We start from the raw sequence: 24,488 nt of genomic DNA on the forward strand, positions 1-24,488 counted from the left end.
ATCTATCAATACATTCCCCAAGCGGGAAACCTTCTATCTTACCGAGTTCCTCAGCCTTTGCCAGCCTTTGCGCGGGGATGGGCTTTATCGTATGCCTGAGCTAGGTGCTGGAAATCCAAGGAGGTATAAATCTGGGTGCTGGCAATACTAGCGTGCCCCAACATCTCCTGAACTGCACGCAAATCTTGAGATGACTGCAGGACATGGCTAGCAAAGCTGTGGCGCATCATATGTGGGTGAACATGGGTTGGCAACCCCGCCCTCATCGCCAAGGTGCGTAAGCGTGCCTGAACGGTACGAGGGGATAAGCGGGCGCCTTTAGTTGATATAAACAAGGCATTAGAGGATTGAGCTTGGCCGGCCCGCTGCGCCTGATCTCGAATTTCGCGCCAAACCCTCAAGGATTGCATTGCGGGGCCGCCAATCGGAACTGAGCGACGCTTTCCTCCCTTACCCAAAACAGTCACCTCTGCAGCATCCCAATCGAGCCAGCCCGCCGATTCCTGTTGCCGATCTTTGCTCTGCACTGCATCAATACCCAAGAGCTCCGATAGACGTAGGCCCGAGGAATACAGCAAATCAATGATGGCTGCATCACGCACAGTTTCTAAATCTTTCTTTTCGTCCGCCTCTTTAACCGCTTGATTAACTAAGGACAGCGCCTGTTCTACAGACAGGGCCTTGGGTAAGGATTTGAGTCGCTTTGGCGCTTTCACATCATCTACCGGATTGGCAGGCAAATTTGCGGTTACGCGCCCCACTTGCGCATCACGACGCGTATCTTTTTCTGTCAACCAGTCATACCAACCACGCCAAGCAGAAAGTGCCCTAGAAATAGTGCGAGAGGATTTCTCTTTGGAATGCATGCGCCCAGCCCAACGGCGCACGTGAGCATTTGTCACTTTTAATAACTCAACAGAATCGGATTCTGCAAAAGCCTGGAGCTCAGTCAAATCCATCCGATACGCTTTTAGCGTATGCGAAGAGAGCTGCCTTAGAACATGCAGCTCATGCAAATACTCCCGAATCAGGGGGTGCAGCTCAGTTGGCGCTTGACTCATAAGCCTGGATACGATCCAAAGCTGCAGCGGTTAATTCGGCAATCTGCCGCAAATAGAATGCGCCCATATCAGCGGTAAAGCGTGATTCATCTTTACTAGCCAAGAGCAAAACCGCTGGAGATTGAACCGTTCCAAGACTTTTGCCTAATGGCAATCCAATAGCAACCATACTTTGCCACTCAGAATCAATCTTGACTTGCGTTGCAAGCAAATCAACGCTGGCAGAGGTAAGCTCTTTTGCCGAACCACACAACGGCGTATCAACCCACGGTCCAAACGCAGGATTAGGTGCGAGAAGTTGTGCAGATTCCACCTCAAATACTTCCGCTAAACCTATTGTTACCGCCGCCTCGACATCAGCCTTATTATTAGCGCGCATTAAACGCAATAGCCAAGCCACCAAACTTTGTTGCGTTTTATCATTGCGACTACCAAAGTGCAGCATTTCACTGAGACGGCGATTGAGCTCTTGATTTTGCGTGCGCAACATCGTCATTTGTCGCTCCTGCAAAGAGATCGCACGATCCTCGTGTGGATGCTTTATACGAATCTCATTAAACAGATCGGCATAACGATCAAAGAAGCCTGGTGTGGCGCGCAACCACTCCGCCACCAACTCTTCTTGCTCAGCTTGCTTAGGATCAATCGCGCTCATGTGTCTCTTTCTTGTTTAAATTCTTAGCTCAGCTTTTTGCGAAGCAGCTCGTTGACTTGGCCTGGATTAGCCTTACCTTGAGAGGCCTTCATGATTTGCCCCACCAAAGCATTAAAGGCCTTTTCCTTGCCAGAACGGAATTCTTCAACGGATTTCTCGTTGGCCGCCAACACCTTATCAATCATGGCCTCAAGCTCACCACTATCACTAATTTGCCTTAAACCTTTCGCATCAATGATTTGATCAACTGTGCTTATTGCCTTGCCTGCAACAGCCTCTTCCCACAGCATGGCAAAGATGTCTTTTGCAATTTTGTTCGAAATAGTACCGTCAGCCACACGCGTCAACAATGGCGCCAAATGCCCCGCCTTCAAGGGTGCATCTGCAGTGGCAATGCCCGCTCGATTCAAGGATGAAGCAAATTCACCGGCAATCAAATTCGCAGCGGCCTTTGCCAAAGGTTTGCCAACAATAGTTAGCAACTCTTCAAATACCTTCGCAGTGTCGCGATCTTGCGTGAGTAATTGCGAATCGTAAGCGCTTAAGCCAAATTCACCTTGCCACTGCTCACGAAGCTGTGCTGGTAAAGCGGGCATCTTGCTACGCACATCAGCAATCCATGCGTCATCAATCACAACTGGCAATAAATCCGGATCCGGGAAATAGCGGTAGTCGTTTGCATCTTCTTTACTACGCATGCTGCGCGTTTCTTGACGATCAGGATCGTACAGGCGTGTTTCTTGCACGACTGTGCCGCCATCCTCAATCAACTCAATTTGACGACGTACCTCATACTGAATCGCTTCTTCTAAAAAGCGGAATGAATTCAAATTTTTGATCTCACAACGCGTCCCGAACTCTTTTTGCCCCATCGGACGAACAGAAACGTTGGCGTCACAACGGAACGATCCTTCCTGCATATTGCCATCGCATACACCAAGCCATACAACTAAGGTGTGCAAAGCTTTTGCGTAAGCAACTGCCTCGGCAGCGCTACGCATGACTGGCTCAGTGACGATTTCTAACAATGGGGTGCCGGCACGATTTAAATCAATGCCGCTTGATGCTTCACCATGCGGACCAATAAAACCTTCCTCATGAACAGATTTACCCGCATCCTCTTCCATGTGCGCGCGAGTAAGCTCAACAACCTTGACCTCGTCGCCTACCAAAATTTCCACATGGCCACCAATCACCACAGGCTTTTCAAATTGACTAATTTGATATCCCTTGGGTAAGTCAGGATAGAAATAATTCTTACGCGCAAAAATACTAGCGGGCGAAATCTGTGCGCCAACTGCCAAACCAAATCGGATCGCATGCTCCACCGCTTGACGATTGAGTACTGGCAGCACACCCGGTAAAGCCAAATCAACTACACAGGCCTGTGTATTAGGAGCAGCGCCAAAGCGTGTACTAGCGCCACTAAAAATTTTTGATTGCGTTTGCAGTTGCGCGTGAGTCTCTAGACCAATAACGACTTCCCATTGCATCATGCCACCTCGCTTGCTTGACGCAGATGCCAATCACTAGCCTGCTGATATTGATGTGCCACTTGTAGTAAGCGCGCTTCTGAAAAATAGTTGCCAATTAATTGCATGCCAATAGGTAAATTATTACCACTAAATCCGCAGGGCACACTCATTGCCGGCAATCCAGCTAAATTAGTTGAGAGCGTATAGATATCCTCTAAATACATCTGCACAGGATCTTTTGATTTCTCACCCAATCGCCATGCAACATCAGGAGCTACAGGCCCCAGGATCACGTCGCATTTTTCAAACGCCGCCTGAAAATCTGCAGCAATAATTCGACGAATTTTTTGTGCCTGCAGATAGTAGGCGTCGTAATAGCCATGGCACAGTACATAAGTGCCAATCATGATGCGACGCTTCACTTCGGCACCGAAACCTTCTGTGCGTGACTTCTTATACATATCCGATAAATCGCGATACTCATGCGCACGATGTCCGTATCGGACACCATCAAAGCGACTTAAATTACTTGATGCCTCTGCGGGAGCTAATACGTAATAAACCGGTATCGATAGCTTCGTTTTTGGCAGACTGACATCCACCAACTGCGCACCTAAATCCTGCAAAGCTTTTGCCGCAGCGTTAACCGATTTGGCCACATCCTGCGCCAAACCCTCTGCAAAAAACTCTTTTGGCAACCCGACGCGAAGACCTTCTAATGGTTTTGCGGAGTTTGTATTGCCTTCTTTCCAAGGCTGAGCAAGATAGCGGCCGTAATCTTCACCAGAATCTGCTAAAGAAGTTGAATCGCGAGGATCGTGCGAGGACATTGCCGTAAGCAAAAGAGCGCAGTCTTCAGCGGTCTTGCCCATTGGGCCTGCCTGATCCAAAGAAGAGGCATAGGCAATCATCCCGTAGCGCGAAACGCGTCCATAACTGGGCTTGATACCTGTAAGACCACAGAATGCTGCTGGCTGACGAATGGAGCCCCCAGTGTCCGTACCAGTAGCGATTGGAGCCAAACCAGCTGCAACCGCAGCGGCAGAACCGCCTGATGAACCACCAGCTACATATTCAGAATTCCAGGGATTTAAGACTGGTCCATAAGCTGAATTTTCATTAGAGGAGCCCATGGCGAACTCGTCCATATTCGTTTTGCCTAAGCAAACCATGCCAGCGCCATTTGGATTTTCTGCGCTTGGGATTCCGAGATTGGCAACCACCGTGGCATCAAAAGGGCTGAGATAACCATCGAGCATTTTTGAAGCCGCTGTGGACTTCCAGCCACGCGTAACAAAAACATCCTTATGCGCAACAGGGATGCCGGTCAATTTGCCGCCTTTTCCAGATGCCAATAGTGCATCAGCTTTAGATGCTTGATCTAAGCTTAAGTGAGCACTTACATCAAGGTATGCATTCCAGTGCTTTCCAGCCTCAATCCGGTCTAAAAAGTACTTTGTCAGCTCGGTACTGGAGACCTCTTTGGCAGCCAGAGCTTTTGCCATTAATGCGATAGGGGTTTGATTCCAGCTCATTCGATCACCCTAGGAACCAAGAAATAGCCATCCTGCACCGCAGGGGCAGATTGCATGTTTTCGGCGCGCTGATCAGACTCAGTAACCGCATCCGTTCGCAAAGGCTGAGCTAAGTCACGCAAAAAGAGAATAGGGTGAGCCAAAGGCTCAAGCCCGCTTGTATCGACAGCTTGCATTTCCTCAACCAGGGCAAAAATGGCCTGTAATTGGGGCAAAACTGCCTCGGCTTCAGCCCGATTTAACTCAAGGCTGGAAAGGTGCGCAATGCGCTGGACATCATCAAGTTTCATGGGGCGCTAGAGTATCATTCCTATATATATTTTTTAACACTTACTTATTTTCCCACTACATCATGTTTGGTTTTTTCCGCAGCTACTTTTCTAATGACCTGGCCATCGACCTGGGCACCGCCAACACTCTAATTTACATGCGTGAACGAGGTATTGTGCTTGATGAACCCTCAGTTGTGGCAATTCGCACAGAAGGCGGTCCAAATGGCAAAAAAACCATTTTGGCGGTTGGAAAAGAGGCAAAAGCGATGTTGGGGCGTGTTCCCGGAAATATTGAGGCGATTCGCCCAATGAAAGACGGCGTTATTGCCGATTTCACCATCACTGAGCAAATGCTCAAGCAATTTATCAAAATGGTGCACGAGAGCAAGCTCCTCAAGCCAAGCCCTCGCATCATCATTTGCGTTCCTTGCGGCTCGACTCAGGTTGAACGTCGTGCGATTCGTGAGTCTGCATTGGGCGCAGGAGCATCACAAGTATTTTTAATTGAAGAGCCAATGGCTGCAGCAATTGGTGCAGGCCTGCCGGTTTCTGAGGCAGCGGGTTCCATGGTTGTTGACATTGGTGGCGGCACAACTGAAGTTGGCGTGATGTCGTTAGGTGGCATGGTTTACAAGGGCTCTGTTCGTGTTGGTGGTGATAAGTTTGATGAAGCAATCACCAACTACATTCGTCGTAACTATGGCATGTTAATCGGCGAGCAAACTGCCGAGCTGATCAAGAAAACAATTGGCTCTGCATTCCCTGGTCAAGAAGTCCGTGAGATGGAAGTAAAGGGCCGCAATCTTTCCGAAGGTATTCCACGTAGCTTCACTGTAACAAGCAATGAAGTGCTCGAAGCCTTAACTGATCCATTGAATCAAATCGTCACCGCAGTAAAAGCAGCGCTCGAACAAATTCCTCCCGAGCTCGCATCCGATATCGCTGAGCGCGGCATGATGCTCACTGGCGGCGGCGCTTTACTACGGGATCTTGATCGCTTGCTTCTTGAAGAAACAGGCCTCCCAATTCATGTTGCAGAAGATCCCCTCACTTGCGTCGCGCGTGGTTGCGGTATTGCTTTAGAGCGCATGGACAAGTTGGGCGGCGTCTTCTCACAAGAGTAATTGACTTAAAACGTCGATTAGGGAATTGCAACATAGCGCTCCTCCACTTTTCAGACAAGGCGTTCCGGCTTTAGTCAAACTGATCGTCTGTCTATCGATCAGCATCGCATTGATGTTGATCGATTTTCGCTTTAAAGCGCTTGATCCAATTCGCAATAACGTCAATTGGTTATTGCGTCCACTCGAGTACGTGATGATGATGCCCCGCAATGCATACGAATTCACATCAGAATATTTCACGACTCGTGGAACTCTTGATAAAGAAAATCAAGAAATGAAAGTTCGCCAAGCTGAGCTGTCATTGCTTGCAAATCAGTCTGAGTTTCTTCTAGTGGAAAATCAAAACTTGCGTCAACTGATGGACCTGCAAAAGCACACTCCGTTTAAAACTCTTCCCGTTGAAATCTTATTTAATCCACCAAATCCAATTTCACAACGCATTGTTATCAATCGCGGCAGTAATGATGGCCTCAAGCTTGGTAATCCGATTGCAAATGACTCAGGCATCTTGGGTCAAGTCGTGCGGATCTACGACCACTCCGCCGAAGTGTCACTACTTGAAGATCGCGACTTTGCGGTTCCAGTTCAGGTGGCACGTAACGGCCTGAGAGCAGCTGTATTTGGTGCGGGACGAGGTAACCCACTAGAACTTCGCTATCTTCCGGTAGCTAGCGACCTCGAGGTTGGCGATGTGCTCATCACTTCTGGTATCGACGGTGTTTACCCTCCAGGATTTGCAGTTGCCGTCATCAGTCGCATTGAGCGTAACGCAGACAAAAATTCTTCTAATGTTTTTTGCGTACCAGTCGCGCCAGTGAATCGCTATCGCCAAGCTTTAGCATTGCTTTACGATCCGCAATGGGACGCCAAAGCATCAACAACGCCTGATAAACCAGGAGCATCTCAAACAAATACTCCCGGCCGTCGCCAAACTCGCACGCGAGGTATGCAATGATTGATTTTCAGAGCGGCTACATTCTTCGCCCGGTCAACCCCGTCTTTATTTATTTCAGCTTATTGTGCGCATTGCTACTAAACCTTTTGCCAATTGGCAATTACAGCTGGGCACCAGACTGGCTCATTATTTGCATTATCTTTTGGAATATTCATCAACACCGTTTTGTCGGCGTCATGATCGCCTTTATTCTTGGCCTACTCATGGACGTCCACAACTCAGACCTTCTAGGTCTTCACGCATTTAGCTACTCATTGGTTGCCTATCTTGCAATTTCGTGGCATCGCCGCATCATTGCTCTTTCAGTGCTAACTCAAGCACTGCACCTTTTACCAATCTTCTTATTGGTCTCATTATTTCCAGTGCTTGCCCACTGGATACTGAGTGGCGATATTTACTGGTGGGCGCTCACAGGCGCAATCCAAGCATGTATTGAGGCAATGTTATGGCCAATTGCAACCCGCATATTGCTATCGCCCCAACGTCGCCCCATTGACGTTGATCACAATCGACCTCTGTAGGTTGCGGCATGGTTTCTTTTAAAAAACCAGATCTCGACTCTTTTCAAGAGCGTATTCATATTGCAACAGTATTTGTTACATTTTGTTTTTTATTGCTTGTCACACGACTAGTTTGGCTTCAGCTCGTTAGCCATGGCAAATATGCCTTACTTGCGGAAAACAATCGCATTGCTCTGGTGCCAGCACCAGCCAACCGAGGCCTTCTGATTGATCGTAATGGCATAGTAATTGGCAGAAACTATTCGGCCCTTACCTTAGATGTCAATGCCGAGGAAATCAAAGGTAATGTTGATGAGTTAATTGATGAGCTCTCTAAAATTGTGCTGATTTCTCCAAGAGATCGTCGTAATTTCAAGCGTTCTTTGGAAGATTCCCGAAAAATGGGCACTTTTCCACTTCGATCCATGCTGACAGAGGCGGAAACAGCCCGATTCATGGCCAACCGATACCGCTTTCCAGGTGTAGAAATCAGGGCCAGGAGCTTCCGAGAGTACCCCTATAACGAACTTGCTTCGCACCTAATTGGCTACATTGGACGCGTCTCCCAAAAAGATAAGGAGCGAATGCAGGCTGAAATTGAGAACTCAAAAGCAGATGATCCCGATGCATTGCAGACCTCTTTTTTGCCTGGCATCCAGTATGTTGGAAAGATTGGTTTAGAGCAAAGCTACGAAAATGTTCTGCGCGGAACACCTGGATATGATCAAGTAGAAATTACTGCAGGCGGCAAGCCTGTGCGGACCCTCTCAAGCTCACCTTCAATACCAGGTAAAAATATTGTTCTATCCGTTGATATCAAGCTGCAATATTTGGTAGAGCAACTCTACGGAAATTTCCGCGGAGCATTTGTTGCAATCGAGCCCGAAACCGGCGATATTCTGGCGTTTGTATCAAAGCCCAATTTCAATCCAAATGATTTTGTTGAAGGCATTGATGCGGTTACCTGGAAAGAACTAAACGACTCTCCACAAAAACCACTTTATAACCGCCCACTCAAGGGCATTTATCCGCCTGGATCTACTTACAAACCGTTTATGGCGCTCGCAGCCTTGGAAACAAAAAAGCGCACGCCATCGCAAACGATTTCTGATCCAGGTTACTTTGATTTTGGTAATCACACCTTTCGTGATGATAAAAAAGGTGGGCATGGCATTGTCGATATGCAAAAGTCCATCGTTGAGTCTTGTGATACCTACTACTACATGCTTGCGCGAGATATGGGCGTGAACATGATGCATGACTTTATGAAACCATTTGGTTTTGGTCAAATCACGGGCATCGATCTAAAGGGAGAATCCAAAGGCGTGCTCCCATCAACCGAATGGAAAAAAAATACCTTCAAAAAACCAGAGCAACAAAAATGGTATGAAGGAGAAACGATCTCTCTTGGAATTGGTCAGGGATATAACGCATTCACGATTTTGCAGTTAGCCCATGCGATGGCAAATCTCGCCAACAATGGCATTGTCATGAAACCGCATTTGGTTAAGGCAATTGAAGATCCCTTTACTAGACATCGTGCGCTCACCACACCCAAAGAAAGCTATCGTATTGACCTCAACCCTGAAAATATTGAAGTGATCAAAAAGGCAATGCTAGAAGTAAATAATTCTGGAACCTCTGCAGCTGTTTTCAAAGGTACCGGATATCAAGTTGGCGGAAAGACTGGAACAGCTCAAGTGTTTAGCTTGAATTCGAAAGAATATAAGCATGGTTCTACTGCTGAGTTTTTGCGTGATCATGCTTTATATATTGCGTTTGCTCCCGTAGATAAGCCCACCATCGTGATTGCAATGGTGGTAGAGAATGCGGGATTTGGTGCTCAATACGCTGCGCCGATTGCTAGAAAGGCGCTCGATTTTTATATTGAAGGTAAATGGCCCAAGGAGATTCCTGAATGGAAAAGAGTGCCATAAATAAAACAAAGCAAATTTTATTCAGTATATTCAGCGGCCTTGATAAACAGCTGGGCCTTATCCTGCTTGGCTTAGCGGCTATTGGATTTTTTGTATTTTTATCTGCAAGTCAAAATACGCCCGTTCGATTTGAAGATGAGCTACGTAATTTAGCGCTCTCATTCGCAGTGATGTGGATTGTCTCTCGCATTCCTCCGAAGTGGCTAGAGATGGCAGCCGTTTGGATCTATGGCATTGGCGTTGTTCTTCTGATTGCAGTAGCCACATTCGGACTTATTAAAAAGGGAGCTAGACGATGGCTCAATATTGGGTTTGTCATTCAACCCTCTGAGATCATGAAGATTGCAATGCCGCTCATGCTTGCTTGGTACTTTCAAAAACGCGAGGGCATTCAAAAAACCTGGGACTATGGAGTGGCTGCGATCATTCTAGGGCTTCCTGTTTTTCTAATTGCACGTCAGCCAGATCTAGGAACTGCATTATTGGTTTTTGCTGCTGGAATGTACGTCATCATTCTGGCGGGTCTACCTTGGAAATGGATTGTGCCGGTCATTGGTGTCGGCGCCTTTGGCATCCTTCTCATTATTATTTTTGGCAATACGATTTGTGCACATGATGTTGTTTGGCCCTTTGTTCACAATTATCAAAAGCACCGTGTTTGTACATTACTAGACCCAAGCAGCGATCCGCTTGGAAAAGGATTTCACACCATCCAATCCATGATTGCAATCGGCTCTGGCGGATTTTTTGGCAAAGGCTGGTTTCAGGGCACGCAAACACACCTTGAATTTATTCCAGAAAAACATACCGACTTTGTCTTCGCTGTTTTCTCTGAAGAATTTGGCTTGCTCGGTAATCTGGTACTCATAGCGCTATTTTTTGCGCTCATTAAAAGAGGTTTAGCCATCTCGGCTAGTGCGCCTAATTTATTTACTCGCCTACTAGGCGCATCAGTAACGCTGATTTTCTTTACCTATGCATTTGTGAATATTGGCATGGTCAGCGGTCTGCTCCCCGTTGTAGGGGTTCCGCTACCATTTATTAGTTACGGAGGCACTGCCCTAGTTACCCTAGGTTTTGGTGCGGGAATTTTAATGAGCATCCATCGCCACCGACGCTTGGTTCAAAGTTAATGCATATCAATAAAAAAGCCCGGCATGCCGGGCTTTTTTATCAACAAAGCAAAAATTACTTCTTACGCTTGTTAACTGAATCTTTAAATGCTTTACCAGCAGAAAACTTAACAGTTTTAGCAGCAGCAATTTTGAGTGGCTCGCCAGTTTTTGGGTTGCGACCCATACGTGCAGCGCGCTTACCAGAAGCAAAAGTACCGAAACCGATCAGTTGAACTGAATCGCCCTTAGTAACAGCTTTAATGATTTGCTCAATAGCAGAATTCAATGCAAATTCAGCTTTGGCTTTAGAGATCTCAGCATCGTCAGCAATCGCTGCGATTAGTTCTGCTTTGTTCAAGTGAAGCTCCTTATAGATATTGATGTCAGCGCACATTACGCTTACATGATTTTAACCACAAAAAATAATAAAAATAAAGCTGCGTTACAGCAATTTTTTTACCTACTACCCTTTACTCTTCCAAAACGGTGATATCCGATACGAAATACTCAGTGTCACCGAAGCAAGTTGTTGGCAGCCCAATGTGCTGATCATATTTTAATGCGACTTTTTTACCTAAATTCGCATTAATTTTTTGCGCCACAGCATCTTCGCGTACCGTAAAGAGGAACTTTTCAGACATAGTCCCCGGCATTGATACCATGGCAAGCTCGCCTTCCCAGGTTTTGCATAAATATCCACGATTAGAAAACTTTTGCACATATCCCGCACGCTCACCACTACCGTAGCTCCAATTAAGCATAATCCAGGTATAGGCCGCCAAACCAGCCAAACCAATCAATACAAGGCTTAAAAGCCATTTTATGAATCCATTCATGCGATTTTCCTTAACAAATAAGCCATATTTAGCCCTGATCAGTATTTGAGCATAATCATTACAAAAATAGACAGCAATTGGCCTGCCATCCAAATTAAAATATCAGTATTAACGCTAATCGGTAACCCCCATGGAACTACGTCACATTATTTTTATAATCTTTGTTGTCTCGGCGGTTTATGTCTATTTCAGGGGCAAAGTGCGTTTTGGCTTAGTTCGCTCTCTAACGGACTACCAGGTACTCCTGGCACCAATTAATAGCCTCTTGTACATATTCTCAAAAACCAAAGCGGGAGCATTTATCCCCGTAAGAGAATTTCCCGAAATGCAAGTCCTTCAAGATAATTGGCAAGTTATTCGTGATGAAGCACTTGCTTTAAATGCAGATGGGGCGATTGCTGCGGCAACAGGCTATAACGATATTGGCTTTAATTCATTCTTTAGGACCGGCTGGAAGCGTTTTCATCTTTACTGGTATGGCAAAGAGATGCCCTCAGCTCAAACTAATTGCCCGAAGACGGTTGCCCTGCTAAAGTCCATTCCATCAGTGAAAGCGGCGATGTTTGCCTCACTCCCGCCAGGCGCCACTTTGGTGCGCCATCGCGACCCCTATGCAGGATCTTTACGCTATCACATTGGCCTAGTGACCCCCAATGACCCAAAGTGTTTTATTGATGTTGATGGGGAGCGCTATTTCTGGAAAGACGGCGAACCAGTGATGTTTGATGAGACATACATTCACTACGCAGCCAATGAAACAGATCACCAACGCATTGTTCTATTTTGCGACGTTGAACGCCCTGTCTATACCAAACCAGTGCAACTCCTGAATCGTTGGTTTGGACGCTATGTCATGAGCGCTGCCTCTTCCCAAAACGTGGAAGGTGAAAAAGTGGGCTTTGTGAATATTCTCTTTAAATATTTTTATCATTTACGCGCCCAAGCCAAAAAACTCAAAGCAACACATCGAAGCACCTACTATGTTGGCAAATGGGTACTGATATTAGGTATTTTGTGGGCAATATTTTGGTAGGAGCCCTAAGGATTTAAGGCTTCGATGACTTGCTCTAGAGTGATTGGACCCCAGATTTCTAAGCGCTTTTTACGACTATTTTGCCCAGATAAAAACTGAATTTGTTTTTGAGGCACCTTTAATTGCTTCGAAAGCCAGGATAAAAGCATCTCATTGGCCTTATTTTCCAATGCAGGAGCCTGGAGAGATATTTTGAGGCAGCCATCATGCAATCCAACCACCTTTGTCTGCTTGGCGCCAGGCTGGCAATGTATGTTAACGGCAATGCCGGTGGGGGTTTGTTTTAACCAAATGGGCATTATCAAAGTACTTTAAACTCAAACCATGATTATGAAGAACTCTAATGCCTTAGACCAGCTATTTGCCAATAATCGCGAGTGGGCAGAGGCAATGGTTGCTAAAGATGCTCAATTTTTTAAACGTCTCGTTTCTCAACAAGCGCCAGAGTATCTTTGGATAGGCTGTTCAGATAGCCGCGTTCCCGCCAACGATATCGTCAATCTTCTCCCCGGTGAATTATTTGTGCATCGTAATGTCGCAAATGTTGTAGTTCATACAGACTTGAACTGCCTATCTGTTATTCAATTTGCTATTGATTTATTAAAGGTCAAACATATATTGGTAGTGGGTCACTATGGCTGCTCTGGTGTGCATGCAGCCTTGACGGATAGACGCGTGGGCTTGGCGGACAATTGGCTACGTCATGTAAAAGATGTCCACCAAAAACATGAACGCTATCTTGGAGATGTGCTACCCACACCAAAACGACAAGATCGGCTGTGCGAGCTCAATGTAATTGAGCAAGTAGTGAATGTTTGTGAAACCACCATCGTTCAAGATGCATGGGCAAGAGGTCAAGAGTTAACCGTACATGGCTGGGCCTATCGCCTTGAAACTGGACTGGTCAATGATTTAGGGATGTCCATCAGCTCTACAGAAGAGATGAATATTCGTTACGCCACATCCCTATCTCGCTACAACGCCGAATAAACAAGTCCTTGCTTAAAACAATTTCTAATTACTCTGGGGTGGTGCTCCTCAGATCTCTGGTCGCTTTACCGTACAAATTGCTAATTTCAATTGGCTATGCGCTCGGCTATGCGGCTAGCCTCATTCCCAGCGAGCGGAATCGAGTTGTAAAAACTAATTTGCGCCTGTGCTTTCCTGAGCTTAGCGCGACTGAGATTGATCGGCTAAGCAAAAAACATTGGCAATTGCTCGGACGCAGTTTAGTTGAGAAAAGCATCATTTGGCTTGGTGACAAAAAACAGCTCGCTGATATGATCGAAGTGAAATCTGAGGTCGACCTCGCCGATAGGCAGCCTCGGATCTTGGTCAACATGCATTTCGTTGGAATTGAGGGCAGCATTATTTTGAGCGCCCTTGCAAAAGAAAAGGGTTGGCCACGCACCTCAGGATTTTTTCAGCGAATGAAAAATCCCTTCTTCAATCGAAAGATTATTGAGTGGCGCAATCGATTTGGTGGCAACTCCATCGATCGCCAAGGCAACTCTCTTGAACTCATTCGGGAAATTCGTAAGGGCAGCTTTATTATCATCGCGCCCGATATCGATCTCGGACTCAAAGACTCGACTTTTGTTCCGTTTTTTGACATTCAAACCAATACAATTACCGCCGTATCTCGACTAGCCAAAATTACTGGCGCACAGGTTTGCATGATGACTACTACCCTTAAAGGGGATGGGGCTGGCTATGTCTGCACCATTAGCAAACCCCTAGAAAATTTCCCGACTGATGACCCACAAGCGGATACAGCGAGACTCAATCTCCTCTTTGAAAAAGAGATCCGGCTCAGGCCGGCAGAATACTACTGGGTCCATAAGCGTTTTAAAAACCGTCCTTTTGACGAGCTAAGCCCTTATTAGCCCTTCTGCTATTAGCCCTTTTGTCCTATCATTAAAGAATGACTGAGCGTATTGGGTTGTTTGCCGACTTACATAGCAATTTGGAAGCTTTTGATGCTTGCATGGAGCAAGCCAAAGAGCTTGGGGTAACTCGCATGATTTTTTTAGGGGATATCGTTGGCTATAACGCAGATCCTAGCGCGCTCATTGATCGTATTGGCGAATTAGTTGCAGCAAATAAGGCAATTGCGCTTCTAGGCAATCATGATGAGGCTATATTCGAAGATAGACAGGCGCGCATGAATGCTAGTGCGAATGCCGCAATTGAGTGGACTAAGGGTCAACTCAATTCGATGCAAGTGCAGTTCTTAAAAGAGTTGCCTCTAATCGTCAAAGAAGAGGAGATCTGTTTTGTCCATGCCTCTGCACACAATCCCTCTGATTGGAATTACATTACCGACAGCATGAGCGCATGGCGCTGCGTTCAGCATTCCGGTAAAACATACACCTTTGCGGGGCATGCCCACGAACAAGCACTTTTCTATCAAAGTGCTGTCGGCAAACTCATCCGCTTTGCTCCGCACCCTGGCGATGAAGTTCCTGTCATGCGCCATCGTCAGTGGGTTGGCATTGTTGGATCACTGGGTCAACCAAGAGATGGCAATCCAGCGGCCTGCTTCGCTATATTCGAGCCCGCATCAGAAACGCTCACCTTTCATCGCACTCCATATGACTACTTCACCGCTGCCGATAAAGTACGTCGCGCGGGGCTGCCGGAAGATCTCGCTAATCGCCTAATTACTGGCAAATAATTTCTTTATGTCTATTAATACTGATATTGAAGCCGTTGATGAGATTTTCCAAGAAGGTAAAGTGGTTGATGGATTTGTCTTAGGAAAGGAGGTTCACCGTGGCGGCATGGCGAGCCTATTTTCAGCAACAAAAGAGGGCATTGATGTGCCCATTCTTTTAAAAATTCCTAGAGTTGGTAGAGATCAACCAGTAGAAAGCTTAATTGGCTTTGAAACTGAGTTAACAATATTGCGCTCCCTAAAGAGTCCATATGTGCCTAAATACTTAGGCTCAGGCAATATGGCTACACGACCCTATATTGCAATGGAACGCGTTGAGGGTCGCCCACTAGAGGATTTAATTCAAGAGGGTAAAAAATTTAGTATTGATGAAGTCGTGCGAATTGGCGCCGACTTAGCGCAAGCAGTTCAGTCTTTGCATGCTCAGGATGCTATTCACCTAGATATTAAGCCTGAAAATATTCTCATCAATGACCAGGGCAAGCTGACGCTCATTGATTTTGGCCTCTCTCACCACGCCCGCTTTCCTGATTTACTTGCGGAAGAAATGCGTAAAGGTATTGGCTCAGCGCCTTATATTTCGCCCGAACAGGTTGCCGGTATTCGATCTGACTATCGTAGCGATATTTTCTCTATTGGCGTCATCATGTATGAGATGCTGACTGGTGAACTTCCTTTTGGCAATCCGCAATCCATGAGCGGGTTACGCAAAAGAATGTGGGCACAGGCATTTCCTCCGCGTGCCATTCGTAAAGAAATTCCTCGCTGGCTGCAAGAGGTTGTGCTGCGCTGTCTTGAGCCGCGTGCAGCTGACCGCTATCAAAGCGCCGCCCGGTTGCGCCAAGTTTTACGCGACCATGAAAGCGTGACCCTCACTGAGCGCGCCGATCGAGTAGACCCTTTAAGCTTCTGGGAAAACCTCAAACGCATGTTTCGAGCAGCTGGGTATGAGCCTTCACCCAGCCCACGGCCCAGCGTGGGTAATCACGACGCACCCCTAATGATTGCCGCAATCGATACGCGTCAATCTGATGAAGATTTACGGGAGCGTATGCAAACCACAGCCAAAAATTTATTGCACGCCTATCCCGAAAGTCGCCTTGTCTGCATCAGCACAATCGCAAGCACCCCTACATTTGAAGGCAACCAAGAAAACGAAACTGCCAGCGGTATTGTGCGCGGACATCTTGTTCAGCTAATGGAGTGGGCTAAACCACTCAAGTTGCCACCAGAAAGAATTTCATATCACGTGCTAGAGGCGCTTGACCCTGCCACCCGCATTGTGGAGTTTGCTAAAGACAATGATGCGTCGTTGATTTTGATCGGAGCATCCCATAAGCTACCAAACAAGGTGACGCCCTGGAGAACCTCTATGACAAAAATTGTCGAAGAGGCCCCCTGCAGCGTTCACATTGTTAGAACCTAGGCTTTTAAACCCAATAACTTTGCCGCGTTACCGCCTAATATAGCAATACGATCAGCATTGCTTAGACCCGGCGTACTCATGACATGCTCTACCGGATACTCTTCCCAAGGAATTGGGTGATCAGTGCCTATCACAATCTGACTTGCTCCAACTTGGGCAACTAAATGGCGAAGAGCCTCAGGAGTAAATACCAGCGAATCAAAATACAGCTGATTTAGATATTCCGTAGGTTTTTTCTTAAGGACAATATCTGGGTTGCAATTTTGAGGGGAAACAAAACAGCTATGATCCATGCGTGGGGCATAAGAGCCTAAGAATCCACCGCCATGTGCCGCCAATACTTTCAATTGCGGATACTTATCTAACACCCCCTCATAAATTAGATGCTGCAAAGCAATTGTTGTATCTAGAGGATTTCCTACAACATTTGACATCCATCCATTCCCCTTAAATCTTTGGGCTAATTGTGGGGTGCTTTGTGGGTGAATGAACAGCGTCACATTTAATTCTTGAGCCTTAGCCAATACAGGATGAAATTTTGGATCTGCGAAATCCTGGCCCAAGACACTTCCGCCAATTGCGGCGCCCCGTAAACCCAATTTCTTGACGGCGTCCTCAAGCTGTTGGACAGCCAAATCTGGATACTGCATCGTTAGAGAAGCAAAGGCTGCAAACTTATCTGGGCGCATCGCACACAACTCAGCTAGATGCAAATTATTAAGTCTACATATTTCTGCCGCAGTATCCCTATCTTTTCTGTACCAATAAGGATTAATACTTAAGACTTGCATATCAATGCCCTGGGCATCCATTGCTTTAATACGCTCGTCTATTTGAATGAAGTGTTCAGGTACGCCCTTTGTTGGTGGCGGCACTGATTTGGCCTCCTCGCCCATGAGATCAATAGCATCCTGGAAAAGGCAGTGAGAATGCACATCAATTGTCTTAATTCTTTTGCCATTAATAAAAACAGGGGTGATACGCTTGGGGCCTTTATTTTGTAGCTCCGCCGCATGCAATAAACCACAGCCACAAAAAGTTAATCCACCGAGTGCTTTTGCTGAAGTTTTTAAAAACGATCTACGACTATTCATTTGAGACTCTCCTAAAAGGACTTCTTAAGCTAAATGCGCAACTGAAGCATTCAGAATGGCTTTAATCTCTCGCCCTTTTCAAGAGGTAGGGTCTAATTTTAAACACTTGTTTAAATTATCAGCTTTAAAATTTACTGTCAAGCAATGCTTATTGTGCAGAGCAAAATAATCTTCAACGCAATCAATTGGCTACTGACTGATAATGTGTCTATGGAAGAAAAAATACGCGTATCAAAACTACTCTCCGAGCTAGGCCTTTGCTCTCGCCGTGAAGCTGACTCTTATATTGAGCAAGGGTTGGTAACTGTGGATGGCGAAGTAGTGAATGAGCTGGGTTCACGTGCATTCCGTCACCAAAAAATAGAGCTACAGTCTGGCGCAAAGGCTCAACAAGCTTCTCGAGTCACCGTTATCCTGAACAAGCCAGTTGGATTTATCTCGCATTTTGATGATGAACAGGAATATCAACCTGCAGCGTCTCTCATTACCCCTGACAACTATTTCCCCAGCCCTTTAGATAAGGGTCGAAATCCACGCTTTAACACCCGAGGCCTGGCTCCTGCTGGTCGTCTAGATATAGACTCTACGGGCATGCTGGTATTAACCCAAGATGGTCGCATTGCCAAGCTCCTCATTGGCGAAAATAGTCCTATTGAAAAAGAGTACTTAGTTCGCGTTGAAGGAGCGCTTTCTTTTGCCGATCTCGATCGCTTAAGACATGGACTTGAGCTAGACGGCGTAGTATTAAAACCTGCCCAAGTAAGCTGGCAAAATGAGGATCAACTCCGCTTTGTTTTGCGTGAAGGACGTAAGCGTCAAATTCGTCGAATGTGCGAAATGGTAGGACTTAAAGTGCTGGGCTTAAAACGGGTCCGTATGGGACGCATCTCATTAGGCGCGCTACCTCCAGGCAAATGGCGATTTGTCAGGCCAGAAGAGCAATTCTGAGAGGTCGCTCCGGCTTATAATCCTGTCAACTAGATTAGGCGCGGAATTACCATCGATACCATTACCTCCAGCACTCCAGGCGCAGAAGTTTTAAGACGTCGTAGCTTTGCCATCATCTCTCACCCAGATGCGGGCAAGACCACCCTTACCGAAAAATTGCTTCTATATGCAGGTGCAATTCAAATTGCTGGGAGTGTTAAAGCTCGCAAAGCGAGCAGGCATGCGACCTCTGACTGGATGGAGATTGAGAAGCAACGGGGCATTTCAGTAGCCAGCTCTGTCATGCAGATGGAGTATCGCGACTGCATTATTAATCTCTTAGATACTCCTGGCCACCAAGATTTTTCGGAAGACACGTACCGAGTACTCACCGCAGTAGACTCCGCTCTGATGGTAATTGATGCGGCCAATGGTGTGGAGTCACAAACGTTACGCCTACTTGAAGTGTGTCGTGCGCGTAATACGCCTATCGTGACATTCATCAACAAGATGGATCGCGAAGTAAAGCCACCCATGGAGTTAATGGATGAAATTGAATCCGCCTTAGGCATTGAAGTGGTTCCGTTTACCTGGCCAGTTGGCATGGGTAAGTCGTTTGCAGGCGTAATTGATATTGCCAACTCACAAATGCGCATGTTTAAAGCGGGTGAAGATCGTGTGACTGAAAGTTCACATGCCATTGTGGATGTCAATGACCCTGCCCTCAAAGTACGCTTAGGCGTTGATCTAGAGAATGCACTGGCCGAAGTGGATTTAATTAAGAATGCTATGCCAGCATTTAACCTAGAAGCATTTTTGGCGGGACGTCAGTCTCCGGTATTCTTCGGCTCTGCTATTAATAATTTTGGTGTAAGAGAAATTCTTAACACCCTAGTAGAGCTTGCACCATCACCAGGCTCTCGCAAAGCCTTACAGCGGGAAGTAAGTCCAGCTGAAAATAAATTCTCGGCAGTTGTTTTCAAGATTCAAGCAAATATGGATCCAGCACATCGCGATCGCGTAGCTTTCCTACGTATTTGTTCGGGACATTTTCAGCGCGGCATGAAACTCAAAATTTGTCGAAACGGCAAAGAAGTTCGCACCAACAATGCACTATCTTTCCTATCGCAACGTCGCGATATTTTGGATGAAGCTTTTCCAGGCGATATCATTGGACTGCCAAACCATGGCCTACTCAGACTTGGCGATACGCTGACTGAAGGGGAGCAACTGCAATTTACAGGCCTGCCCTTCTTCGCACCAGAAATATTCCGAATGGTTGAATCCGCAGACCCTTTGCGCTCTAAACAACTTCGCACTGGATTGATGCAACTTGGCGAGGAAGGCGCTATTCAAGTATTTCGCCCAATGACTGGGGGCACCATGCTACTTGGGGCCTTTGGACAACTACAGTTTGAGGTGGTTAGCCATCGACTACAAACTGAATATGGCGCAGAAGTTCGTCTTCTACCCGCAAGATATAACCTAGCACGCTGGGTTAGCTCAGATGACCCAGTAGCGCTCAAAAAATTTATCCAAGAAAACATTCATCGTATGGCTGAAGATGTTGTGGGTGCATCTGTGTTTTTAGCGTCCCACAAATCCGAACTCGATGTTGCCCAACAGCGCTGGGAGTCTATTCAATTCCATGCATTGAGGGAGCATGCAGGCCTGATCTACCAATCCGATCTAGCTGGATAAATTAGCGCGAATTCAATTGCGGTAAACGACAATCGAATACAGCCACTAAAGAAGTGTCGCTCTTTCTAAAGCTTGCGGTTTTTCCGAACTGCGCACAGTAGGCATTTGCTTTTGAGCTTAGGGATTCGATAGATTCACCATCGCTATTGAGAAATGTCACATGATTCGCATCTGATGCGTCGGTATATACCGCGGCACAGGCGCTCAAACCAAGCGTGATCCAAAAAACTAAAATTGTACGCATCATCAACATTCCATCATTGGTGAAAAATTTGTCTAGCAATTAATTCTTGAGTTTCTCAACTATCTTTTCTGTAAGTCTGCTGGCAAAAGGGCGATAAATGAAGATGCAGATTACCGCAATTGGATAGGCAACAAGCCAAGCCTCAAGCCAGAGCCAAAAAAAATTTTGAGCAAGGCCTAGGCGCACTAATGAAGTGGCCAAAGTAATGCTTAATGACATCAGCCCGCCCATAATGACTGCAAAAACCATGTTTTGAATTTTTATCATTCGCCAATCATAGCGCCTAGACTAGTTAACTGTTATTCTGATTCGTGATCACTATTCCGCGCCCTAGATAGGGGAGTCTTTGAGCTTGCTCCCAGATTCATCATTCCAATACTCTAGGACACTATATGGCTGTTGGCCAAAATCAAAGAAATAGAAAAAATGACTCCATGCTAACTAAAACTGGCAAAGCAAGATTGGGTCCTCTCAACCTGGCTCAACTCACTAAGCTACTTGAAACCAGCACCAAGCCCAAGGAGAAGGATAAAATTCAAAGGGCACTTAATAAGCTTGCGCCGGCAACACTCCCGACCGCATGACCCTCAAGCCCCGAAACAGTCGGGGCTTTTTCTTGTGTAATATTCTTTGTCTATGAACCAGCAACCGCAAATTCACTCTATCTACATTGCAAAATTAGCAGGCGATCCTATGCAGCAAATGCAGCAAGTCAGCATTATTACTGGCAAGGGAATCGAAGGAGATCGTTACGCTGCTGATATAGGAGCATTTTCAAAAAGCACCCCTAAGATACGACACCTTAGTCTGATTGCTCTTGCGGGCATTACATCGGCCAACCAGCAGTTGATTCGCCACCAACAACCCACATTCGGTGAGGGCGATACCCGCAGAAACATCATCATGAGCAATATCACTGCAGATGAACTCAACGCCTTGGTGGGTAAAATTTTTTACTTGGGCGGCCTCGCTTTCAGGGGAACTGAATTATGTGTGCCCTGTCAAAGACCTGCCAAGCTTTTATTACGCCCTGACTTTATCGAGGCGTTTGCAACCCGAGGCGGATTAAGGGCTGAAGCTTTAGAGTCAGGCACGTTAAATACTGGCGCAATGTTTACACTACACCAGACATCATGATTCAAACTAGACTTTGCTTGATTCGCCATGGAGAAACTACATGGAATACAGAAAAGCGACTTCAAGGCCATACAGATGTGCCTCTAAATTCTCACGGGGAAGCTCAAGCGGTGCAGATGGCCCAGGCCCTAAAAAATATAGGCCTATCTTTTAACACCCTCTATACCAGCGATCTGAAAAGAGCGGCTGATACGGCCAATGCTATCGTTCAATTATTCGGGATCAAAGCTATTATTAATAGCGACTTGAGGGAGCGGCATTTTGGAGCGCTACAAGGACTCACCACTACTGAGGCGCCCATTGCTCAACCCGATATATGGAAGGCTCACATTACTCGGGAGCTTGATCACGACCTCGATGGTGGAGAAAGCATTGCGCAATTTGCAGCGCGGATTCAACGCGCACTAGAAAACCTACGCCAACAACATCCTGGAGAAACCATTTTGGTAGTAAGCCATGGCGGCGCTTTGGACATGGCATATCGAATCGCTAGCGGGCAATCTTTAAGTGCCGAGCGAACGGTATCGGTACCCAATGCCTCGTTAAACTGGATTACACATAATGGCAATCAATGGGCTATTGAGAGCTGGGCCGATACAAAACATCTTGAAGGGCTTTCGCTAGAAAACATCGACCTCTAATAAAAAAGCCACCCTTAGGTGGCTTTTGGCTTTCTATCGAAAATTACTTTCGAATATGCGCATGACGCGCAGCATCTTGAGACATGCCCTCAGCTTTTGGCTTTCCCTCAAGGGCCTCTTTCTCCGCAGTAATTTCTTTGCGGCGCTCTTTACAAGAACCGGCAATCTCCTGCAAAGCCTTACGGGCTCTAGCTGCAGAGGCCTTAATGCCTTTTCCTTGAAACTTTTCGTTTTCTGACTGATAAGCTTCAAATGCTGCAATTAATTTGTCATGATGGGACATATTTTCCTTTGTGCTCTTGTATTAAAACAAGCATTCACTATAACCTGAGCCCCTATCAATGCCAAGGCATTTTTGCGAGGACTGGCTTTAATCCTGACTCTTGAATTTTTTCAGCCACTTTCTCGGATGCCAAAAATTCAATAAGGTCACGGGCCTGATTTTCTTTTTGAGTATCAGCGCCAATGCCGGCAGAGAAGAAAAATGGGCGCTGCACTTCAGGAGGAAGCTCACCTACGATGGTGATTCCAGGAATGGGCAAGAGCTCACTCATTTGCTGAAAACCAAAATCGGCCTCGTTCCTGACTAGGATAGTGCCCACTCTTTCGCTAAATATTTTCCTCGCTTTAATAGCCATTTCATCGGCAATACCTAGCTGTGGAAATAATTCCGTTGACAAGTATGTTCCGCTAGCACTCGCTGAATATGCAATCCTACCTATGGTTAGCAAAGTATTTTTTAGGGCGTCTACTGTTTTGATATCAGGGATTGGGTCTCCCGTACGCACAGCGGCACCAATAGTGGAGGCGACTAAATCCACTCTACTATCGCTATTAATCTTGCCTTTCTCTGAGAACTCATCCAATGCTGATCTCGCAAGAATGAATACATCAAATGTTTGCCCCTGACTTAATCTAGTAGGAATTGAATCATGCGCAGCCCCGATCGACGAACCAAAGGCAAGATCTACTTTGCAATTATTGAGGCGCTCATATTCAGGAAGGAGCTTTTGCAGTGCGGCAGCAAAAGCTCCAGACGTAATGACGCGTAAATTACTACTGTCTTGCAATTTGATATCCGTGGCTGTCATTTAATCTACTGTAATTTTGGCTGTATCTACAACCTTCTTCCAACGCACAAGCTCTTTTTGCACCAAGCTCTTTAGTTGCTCAGGCGTGCCTGTCTCAACTTCAGCCCCTTGATCCTCAATTTTCTTTTCGTTTGATTTCTCATTTAACGTGAGGTTTAACTCTTTATTTAGGCGCGTAATAATTGGCTTCGGTGTTTTTGCCGGCGCAAATAGTGCATACCATTGAGTGACATTCATATTGGGAATGCCTTGCTCTTTAAGTGTTGGAATATTTGGCAGGACTACAGATCGCTTATCGCCAGCAATGCCAAGCGCCTTGAGTTTGCCTCCGGCAACCTGTGGATAGGCAGTAAACAGGCTTGGAAACATGATTTGTGTTGTACCGCCAATGGTATCTACGATTGCTGGCGCTGAACCCTTGTATGGAACATGCAACATCTGTGTGCCTGTATTAGCCAGAAATAATTCAGCCGCCAAATGAGGGGCGGTACCCTTTCCAGCGGAGGCATAGCTAATAGTATCTGGCTTAGCTTTGAGTAAAGCAACTAACTCTTTGGCATTACTAACCGGCAGACTATTTGTGGTGACCAAAAGGGTTGGTGAATTCGCCACCATTCCAATGGGTTCAAAATCGGCGATAGGATCATATTTCAATTTCTGCAAAGCTGGATTAATTCCATGCGTAGCAATGTACCCAAACAAAATGGTGTAGCCATCTGGTGCTGCGCGAGCAACAAATTCCGTCGCAATTGCGCCGTTAGCACCAGGCTTGTTGTCAACGATTACAGGCTGTCCCATCTTTTGACTAAGTCCCTGGGCAATGATTCGGGCCATTGCATCATTTGCGCCGCCTGCCGCAGTAGGCACAACAATAGTGATTGTTTTTGTGGGATAGGCTTGTGCAAAAGCTAGCCCAGAAAATAGGGTGCCAAGGGACAAAATCCCCGACATCAGTATTGCATTTAGACTTTTCATTGAAATTTTCCTTGATGTTTTCTTGGATAGCGCAGATTTTGACACTATTTCATAGTTTTGGATATTGCAATATTATT

General features: G+C 46.2%; 28 protein-coding genes. 14 read left to right on the top strand and 14 right to left on the bottom strand.

From position 1 onward, the window contains the following. Window positions 1-50 precede the first annotated feature (50 nt). The 5 genes from AOB49_RS00665 to gatC are packed head-to-tail and all read right to left on the bottom strand — an operon-like array spanning window position 51 to window position 5,016. The gene (locus AOB49_RS00665) at window positions 51-1,061 is read right to left on the bottom strand and encodes a tyrosine recombinase XerC (RefSeq protein WP_062306697.1); all 1,011 of its coding nucleotides are present in this window, start codon (window positions 1,059-1,061) and stop codon (window positions 51-53) included. Further along, window positions 1,042-1,716 (bottom strand): DUF484 family protein, encoded by a 675-nt coding sequence (locus AOB49_RS00670; RefSeq protein ID WP_062306700.1) that lies wholly within the window; start codon window positions 1,714-1,716, stop codon window positions 1,042-1,044. Before AOB49_RS00670 ends, AOB49_RS00665 begins: the two co-directional genes overlap by 20 nt. A gap of 23 nt (window positions 1,717-1,739) precedes the next feature. Then, entirely contained in the window at window positions 1,740-3,209 is a 1,470-nt protein-coding gene (gene gatB / locus AOB49_RS00675; protein ID WP_062307317.1) for an Asp-tRNA(Asn)/Glu-tRNA(Gln) amidotransferase subunit GatB, read from the bottom strand. Further along, window positions 3,209-4,726, bottom strand: coding sequence for an Asp-tRNA(Asn)/Glu-tRNA(Gln) amidotransferase subunit GatA (gatA, locus tag AOB49_RS00680; protein WP_062306702.1), 1,518 nt, complete (start codon window positions 4,724-4,726; stop codon window positions 3,209-3,211). The genes gatB and gatA overlap by 1 nt, the downstream gene beginning before the upstream one ends. Then, window positions 4,723-5,016, bottom strand: a complete 294-nt coding sequence (gene gatC, locus AOB49_RS00685; RefSeq protein ID WP_062306704.1) for an Asp-tRNA(Asn)/Glu-tRNA(Gln) amidotransferase subunit GatC — start codon at window positions 5,014-5,016, stop codon at window positions 4,723-4,725. Before gatC ends, gatA begins: the two co-directional genes overlap by 4 nt. 62 nt (window positions 5,017-5,078) lie before the next feature. On the opposite strand from gatC, the gene AOB49_RS00690 reads away from it, so the two are divergent. Genes AOB49_RS00690 through rodA form a run of 5 tightly spaced genes read left to right on the top strand, consistent with a single transcriptional unit; the run spans window position 5,079 to window position 10,647 of the window. Beyond that, complete coding sequence (locus AOB49_RS00690; RefSeq protein WP_015422176.1) at window positions 5,079-6,122, top strand: rod shape-determining protein; 1,044 nt, start codon at window positions 5,079-5,081, stop codon at window positions 6,120-6,122. A 25-nt stretch (window positions 6,123-6,147) separates the two neighbouring features. Then, on the top strand, window positions 6,148-7,077 hold the full coding sequence (mreC, locus tag AOB49_RS00695) for a rod shape-determining protein MreC (protein ID WP_082784000.1): 930 nt from the start codon (window positions 6,148-6,150) through the stop codon (window positions 7,075-7,077). Continuing rightward, window positions 7,074-7,598 (top strand): rod shape-determining protein MreD, encoded by a 525-nt coding sequence (gene mreD / locus AOB49_RS00700; RefSeq protein ID WP_062306710.1) that lies wholly within the window; start codon window positions 7,074-7,076, stop codon window positions 7,596-7,598. Before mreC ends, mreD begins: the two co-directional genes overlap by 4 nt. 8 nt (window positions 7,599-7,606) lie before the next feature. After that, complete coding sequence (gene mrdA / locus AOB49_RS00705) at window positions 7,607-9,514, top strand: penicillin-binding protein 2 (protein ID WP_062306712.1); 1,908 nt, start codon at window positions 7,607-7,609, stop codon at window positions 9,512-9,514. Beyond that, complete coding sequence (gene rodA, locus AOB49_RS00710; protein WP_062306714.1) at window positions 9,496-10,647, top strand: rod shape-determining protein RodA; 1,152 nt, start codon at window positions 9,496-9,498, stop codon at window positions 10,645-10,647. Before mrdA ends, rodA begins: the two co-directional genes overlap by 19 nt. Window positions 10,648-10,702: 55 nt before the next feature. Here the strand turns inward: rodA and AOB49_RS00715 are convergent, their stop codons facing one another. Then, complete coding sequence (locus AOB49_RS00715) at window positions 10,703-11,023, bottom strand: HU family DNA-binding protein (RefSeq protein WP_143742185.1); 321 nt, start codon at window positions 11,021-11,023, stop codon at window positions 10,703-10,705. Between the two features lie 76 nt (window positions 11,024-11,099). After that, window positions 11,100-11,465, bottom strand: coding sequence for a hypothetical protein (locus AOB49_RS00720; protein WP_062307318.1), 366 nt, complete (start codon window positions 11,463-11,465; stop codon window positions 11,100-11,102). Window positions 11,466-11,595: 130 nt separating this feature from the next. On the opposite strand from AOB49_RS00720, the gene AOB49_RS00725 reads away from it, so the two are divergent. Further along, the gene (locus AOB49_RS00725) at window positions 11,596-12,498 is read left to right on the top strand and encodes an aspartyl/asparaginyl beta-hydroxylase domain-containing protein (protein ID WP_062306716.1); all 903 of its coding nucleotides are present in this window, start codon (window positions 11,596-11,598) and stop codon (window positions 12,496-12,498) included. A gap of 5 nt (window positions 12,499-12,503) precedes the next feature. Here AOB49_RS00725 and AOB49_RS00730 read toward each other — a convergent pair whose 3' ends face one another. After that, entirely contained in the window at window positions 12,504-12,797 is a 294-nt protein-coding gene (locus AOB49_RS00730) for a DUF167 domain-containing protein (RefSeq protein WP_062306718.1), read from the bottom strand. Window positions 12,798-12,822: 25 nt separating this feature from the next. Here AOB49_RS00730 and can point away from each other — a divergent pair, with 25 nt between their 5' ends. Genes can through AOB49_RS00750 form a run of 4 tightly spaced genes read left to right on the top strand, consistent with a single transcriptional unit; the run spans window position 12,823 to window position 16,601 of the window. Next, window positions 12,823-13,488, top strand: coding sequence for a carbonate dehydratase (can, locus tag AOB49_RS00735; RefSeq protein WP_062306721.1), 666 nt, complete (start codon window positions 12,823-12,825; stop codon window positions 13,486-13,488). 8 nt (window positions 13,489-13,496) lie between these two features. Beyond that, a complete protein-coding gene (locus AOB49_RS00740; RefSeq protein ID WP_062306723.1) occupies window positions 13,497-14,384 on the top strand; it encodes an LpxL/LpxP family acyltransferase in 888 nt (295 codons plus the stop codon). Window positions 14,385-14,422: 38 nt separating this feature from the next. Further along, window positions 14,423-15,175, top strand: coding sequence for a metallophosphoesterase family protein (locus AOB49_RS00745; RefSeq protein ID WP_062306726.1), 753 nt, complete (start codon window positions 14,423-14,425; stop codon window positions 15,173-15,175). 7 nt (window positions 15,176-15,182) lie between these two features. Then, the gene (locus AOB49_RS00750) at window positions 15,183-16,601 is read left to right on the top strand and encodes a serine/threonine protein kinase (RefSeq protein WP_062306730.1); all 1,419 of its coding nucleotides are present in this window, start codon (window positions 15,183-15,185) and stop codon (window positions 16,599-16,601) included. On the opposite strand, the gene AOB49_RS00755 is transcribed toward AOB49_RS00750, so the two are convergent. Further along, the gene (locus tag AOB49_RS00755; RefSeq protein WP_062306733.1) at window positions 16,598-17,695 is read right to left on the bottom strand and encodes an amidohydrolase family protein; all 1,098 of its coding nucleotides are present in this window, start codon (window positions 17,693-17,695) and stop codon (window positions 16,598-16,600) included. The genes AOB49_RS00750 and AOB49_RS00755 overlap by 4 nt on opposite strands. A gap of 210 nt (window positions 17,696-17,905) precedes the next feature. Here AOB49_RS00755 and AOB49_RS00760 point away from each other — a divergent pair, with 210 nt between their 5' ends. Both AOB49_RS00760 and AOB49_RS00765 read left to right on the top strand, forming a co-directional pair. Beyond that, window positions 17,906-18,643, top strand: coding sequence for a pseudouridine synthase (locus tag AOB49_RS00760; RefSeq protein WP_062307320.1), 738 nt, complete (start codon window positions 17,906-17,908; stop codon window positions 18,641-18,643). A gap of 60 nt (window positions 18,644-18,703) precedes the next feature. Further along, complete coding sequence (locus AOB49_RS00765; protein ID WP_062306735.1) at window positions 18,704-20,323, top strand: peptide chain release factor 3; 1,620 nt, start codon at window positions 18,704-18,706, stop codon at window positions 20,321-20,323. Window position 20,324: 1 nt separating this feature from the next. On the opposite strand, the gene AOB49_RS00770 is transcribed toward AOB49_RS00765, so the two are convergent. Then, window positions 20,325-20,570 carry a hypothetical protein gene (locus AOB49_RS00770; protein WP_156471298.1) on the bottom strand — a complete coding sequence of 82 codons (246 nt, stop codon included), beginning with the start codon at window positions 20,568-20,570 and terminating at the stop codon, window positions 20,325-20,327. 36 nt (window positions 20,571-20,606) lie between these two features. Then, complete coding sequence (locus tag AOB49_RS00775; RefSeq protein ID WP_062306740.1) at window positions 20,607-20,834, bottom strand: DUF2798 domain-containing protein; 228 nt, start codon at window positions 20,832-20,834, stop codon at window positions 20,607-20,609. 369 nt (window positions 20,835-21,203) lie between these two features. Here AOB49_RS00775 and AOB49_RS00785 point away from each other — a divergent pair, with 369 nt between their 5' ends. Together AOB49_RS00785 and AOB49_RS00790 are read left to right on the top strand one after the other, a co-directional pair. Then, window positions 21,204-21,704, top strand: coding sequence for an MOSC domain-containing protein (locus tag AOB49_RS00785; RefSeq protein WP_062306746.1), 501 nt, complete (start codon window positions 21,204-21,206; stop codon window positions 21,702-21,704). Further along, window positions 21,701-22,345 (top strand): histidine phosphatase family protein, encoded by a 645-nt coding sequence (locus tag AOB49_RS00790; RefSeq protein ID WP_062306749.1) that lies wholly within the window; start codon window positions 21,701-21,703, stop codon window positions 22,343-22,345. The genes AOB49_RS00785 and AOB49_RS00790 overlap by 4 nt, the downstream gene beginning before the upstream one ends. A 43-nt stretch (window positions 22,346-22,388) precedes the next feature. On the opposite strand, the gene AOB49_RS00795 is transcribed toward AOB49_RS00790, so the two are convergent. The 3 genes from AOB49_RS00795 to AOB49_RS00805 are packed head-to-tail and all read right to left on the bottom strand — an operon-like array spanning window position 22,389 to window position 24,411. Next, entirely contained in the window at window positions 22,389-22,628 is a 240-nt protein-coding gene (locus AOB49_RS00795; protein WP_062306751.1) for a hypothetical protein, read from the bottom strand. Window positions 22,629-22,683: 55 nt separating this feature from the next. Further along, the gene (locus AOB49_RS00800; protein ID WP_062306754.1) at window positions 22,684-23,436 is read right to left on the bottom strand and encodes a substrate-binding domain-containing protein; all 753 of its coding nucleotides are present in this window, start codon (window positions 23,434-23,436) and stop codon (window positions 22,684-22,686) included. Continuing rightward, a complete protein-coding gene (locus AOB49_RS00805) occupies window positions 23,437-24,411 on the bottom strand; it encodes a Bug family tripartite tricarboxylate transporter substrate binding protein (RefSeq protein WP_062306757.1) in 975 nt (324 codons plus the stop codon). Window positions 24,412-24,488: the final 77 nt, after the last annotated feature.

Origin of the sequence: Polynucleobacter sinensis (assembly GCF_001595985.1) — a bacterium.
Classification (GTDB): Bacteria; Pseudomonadota; Gammaproteobacteria; order Burkholderiales; family Burkholderiaceae; genus Polynucleobacter; species Polynucleobacter sinensis.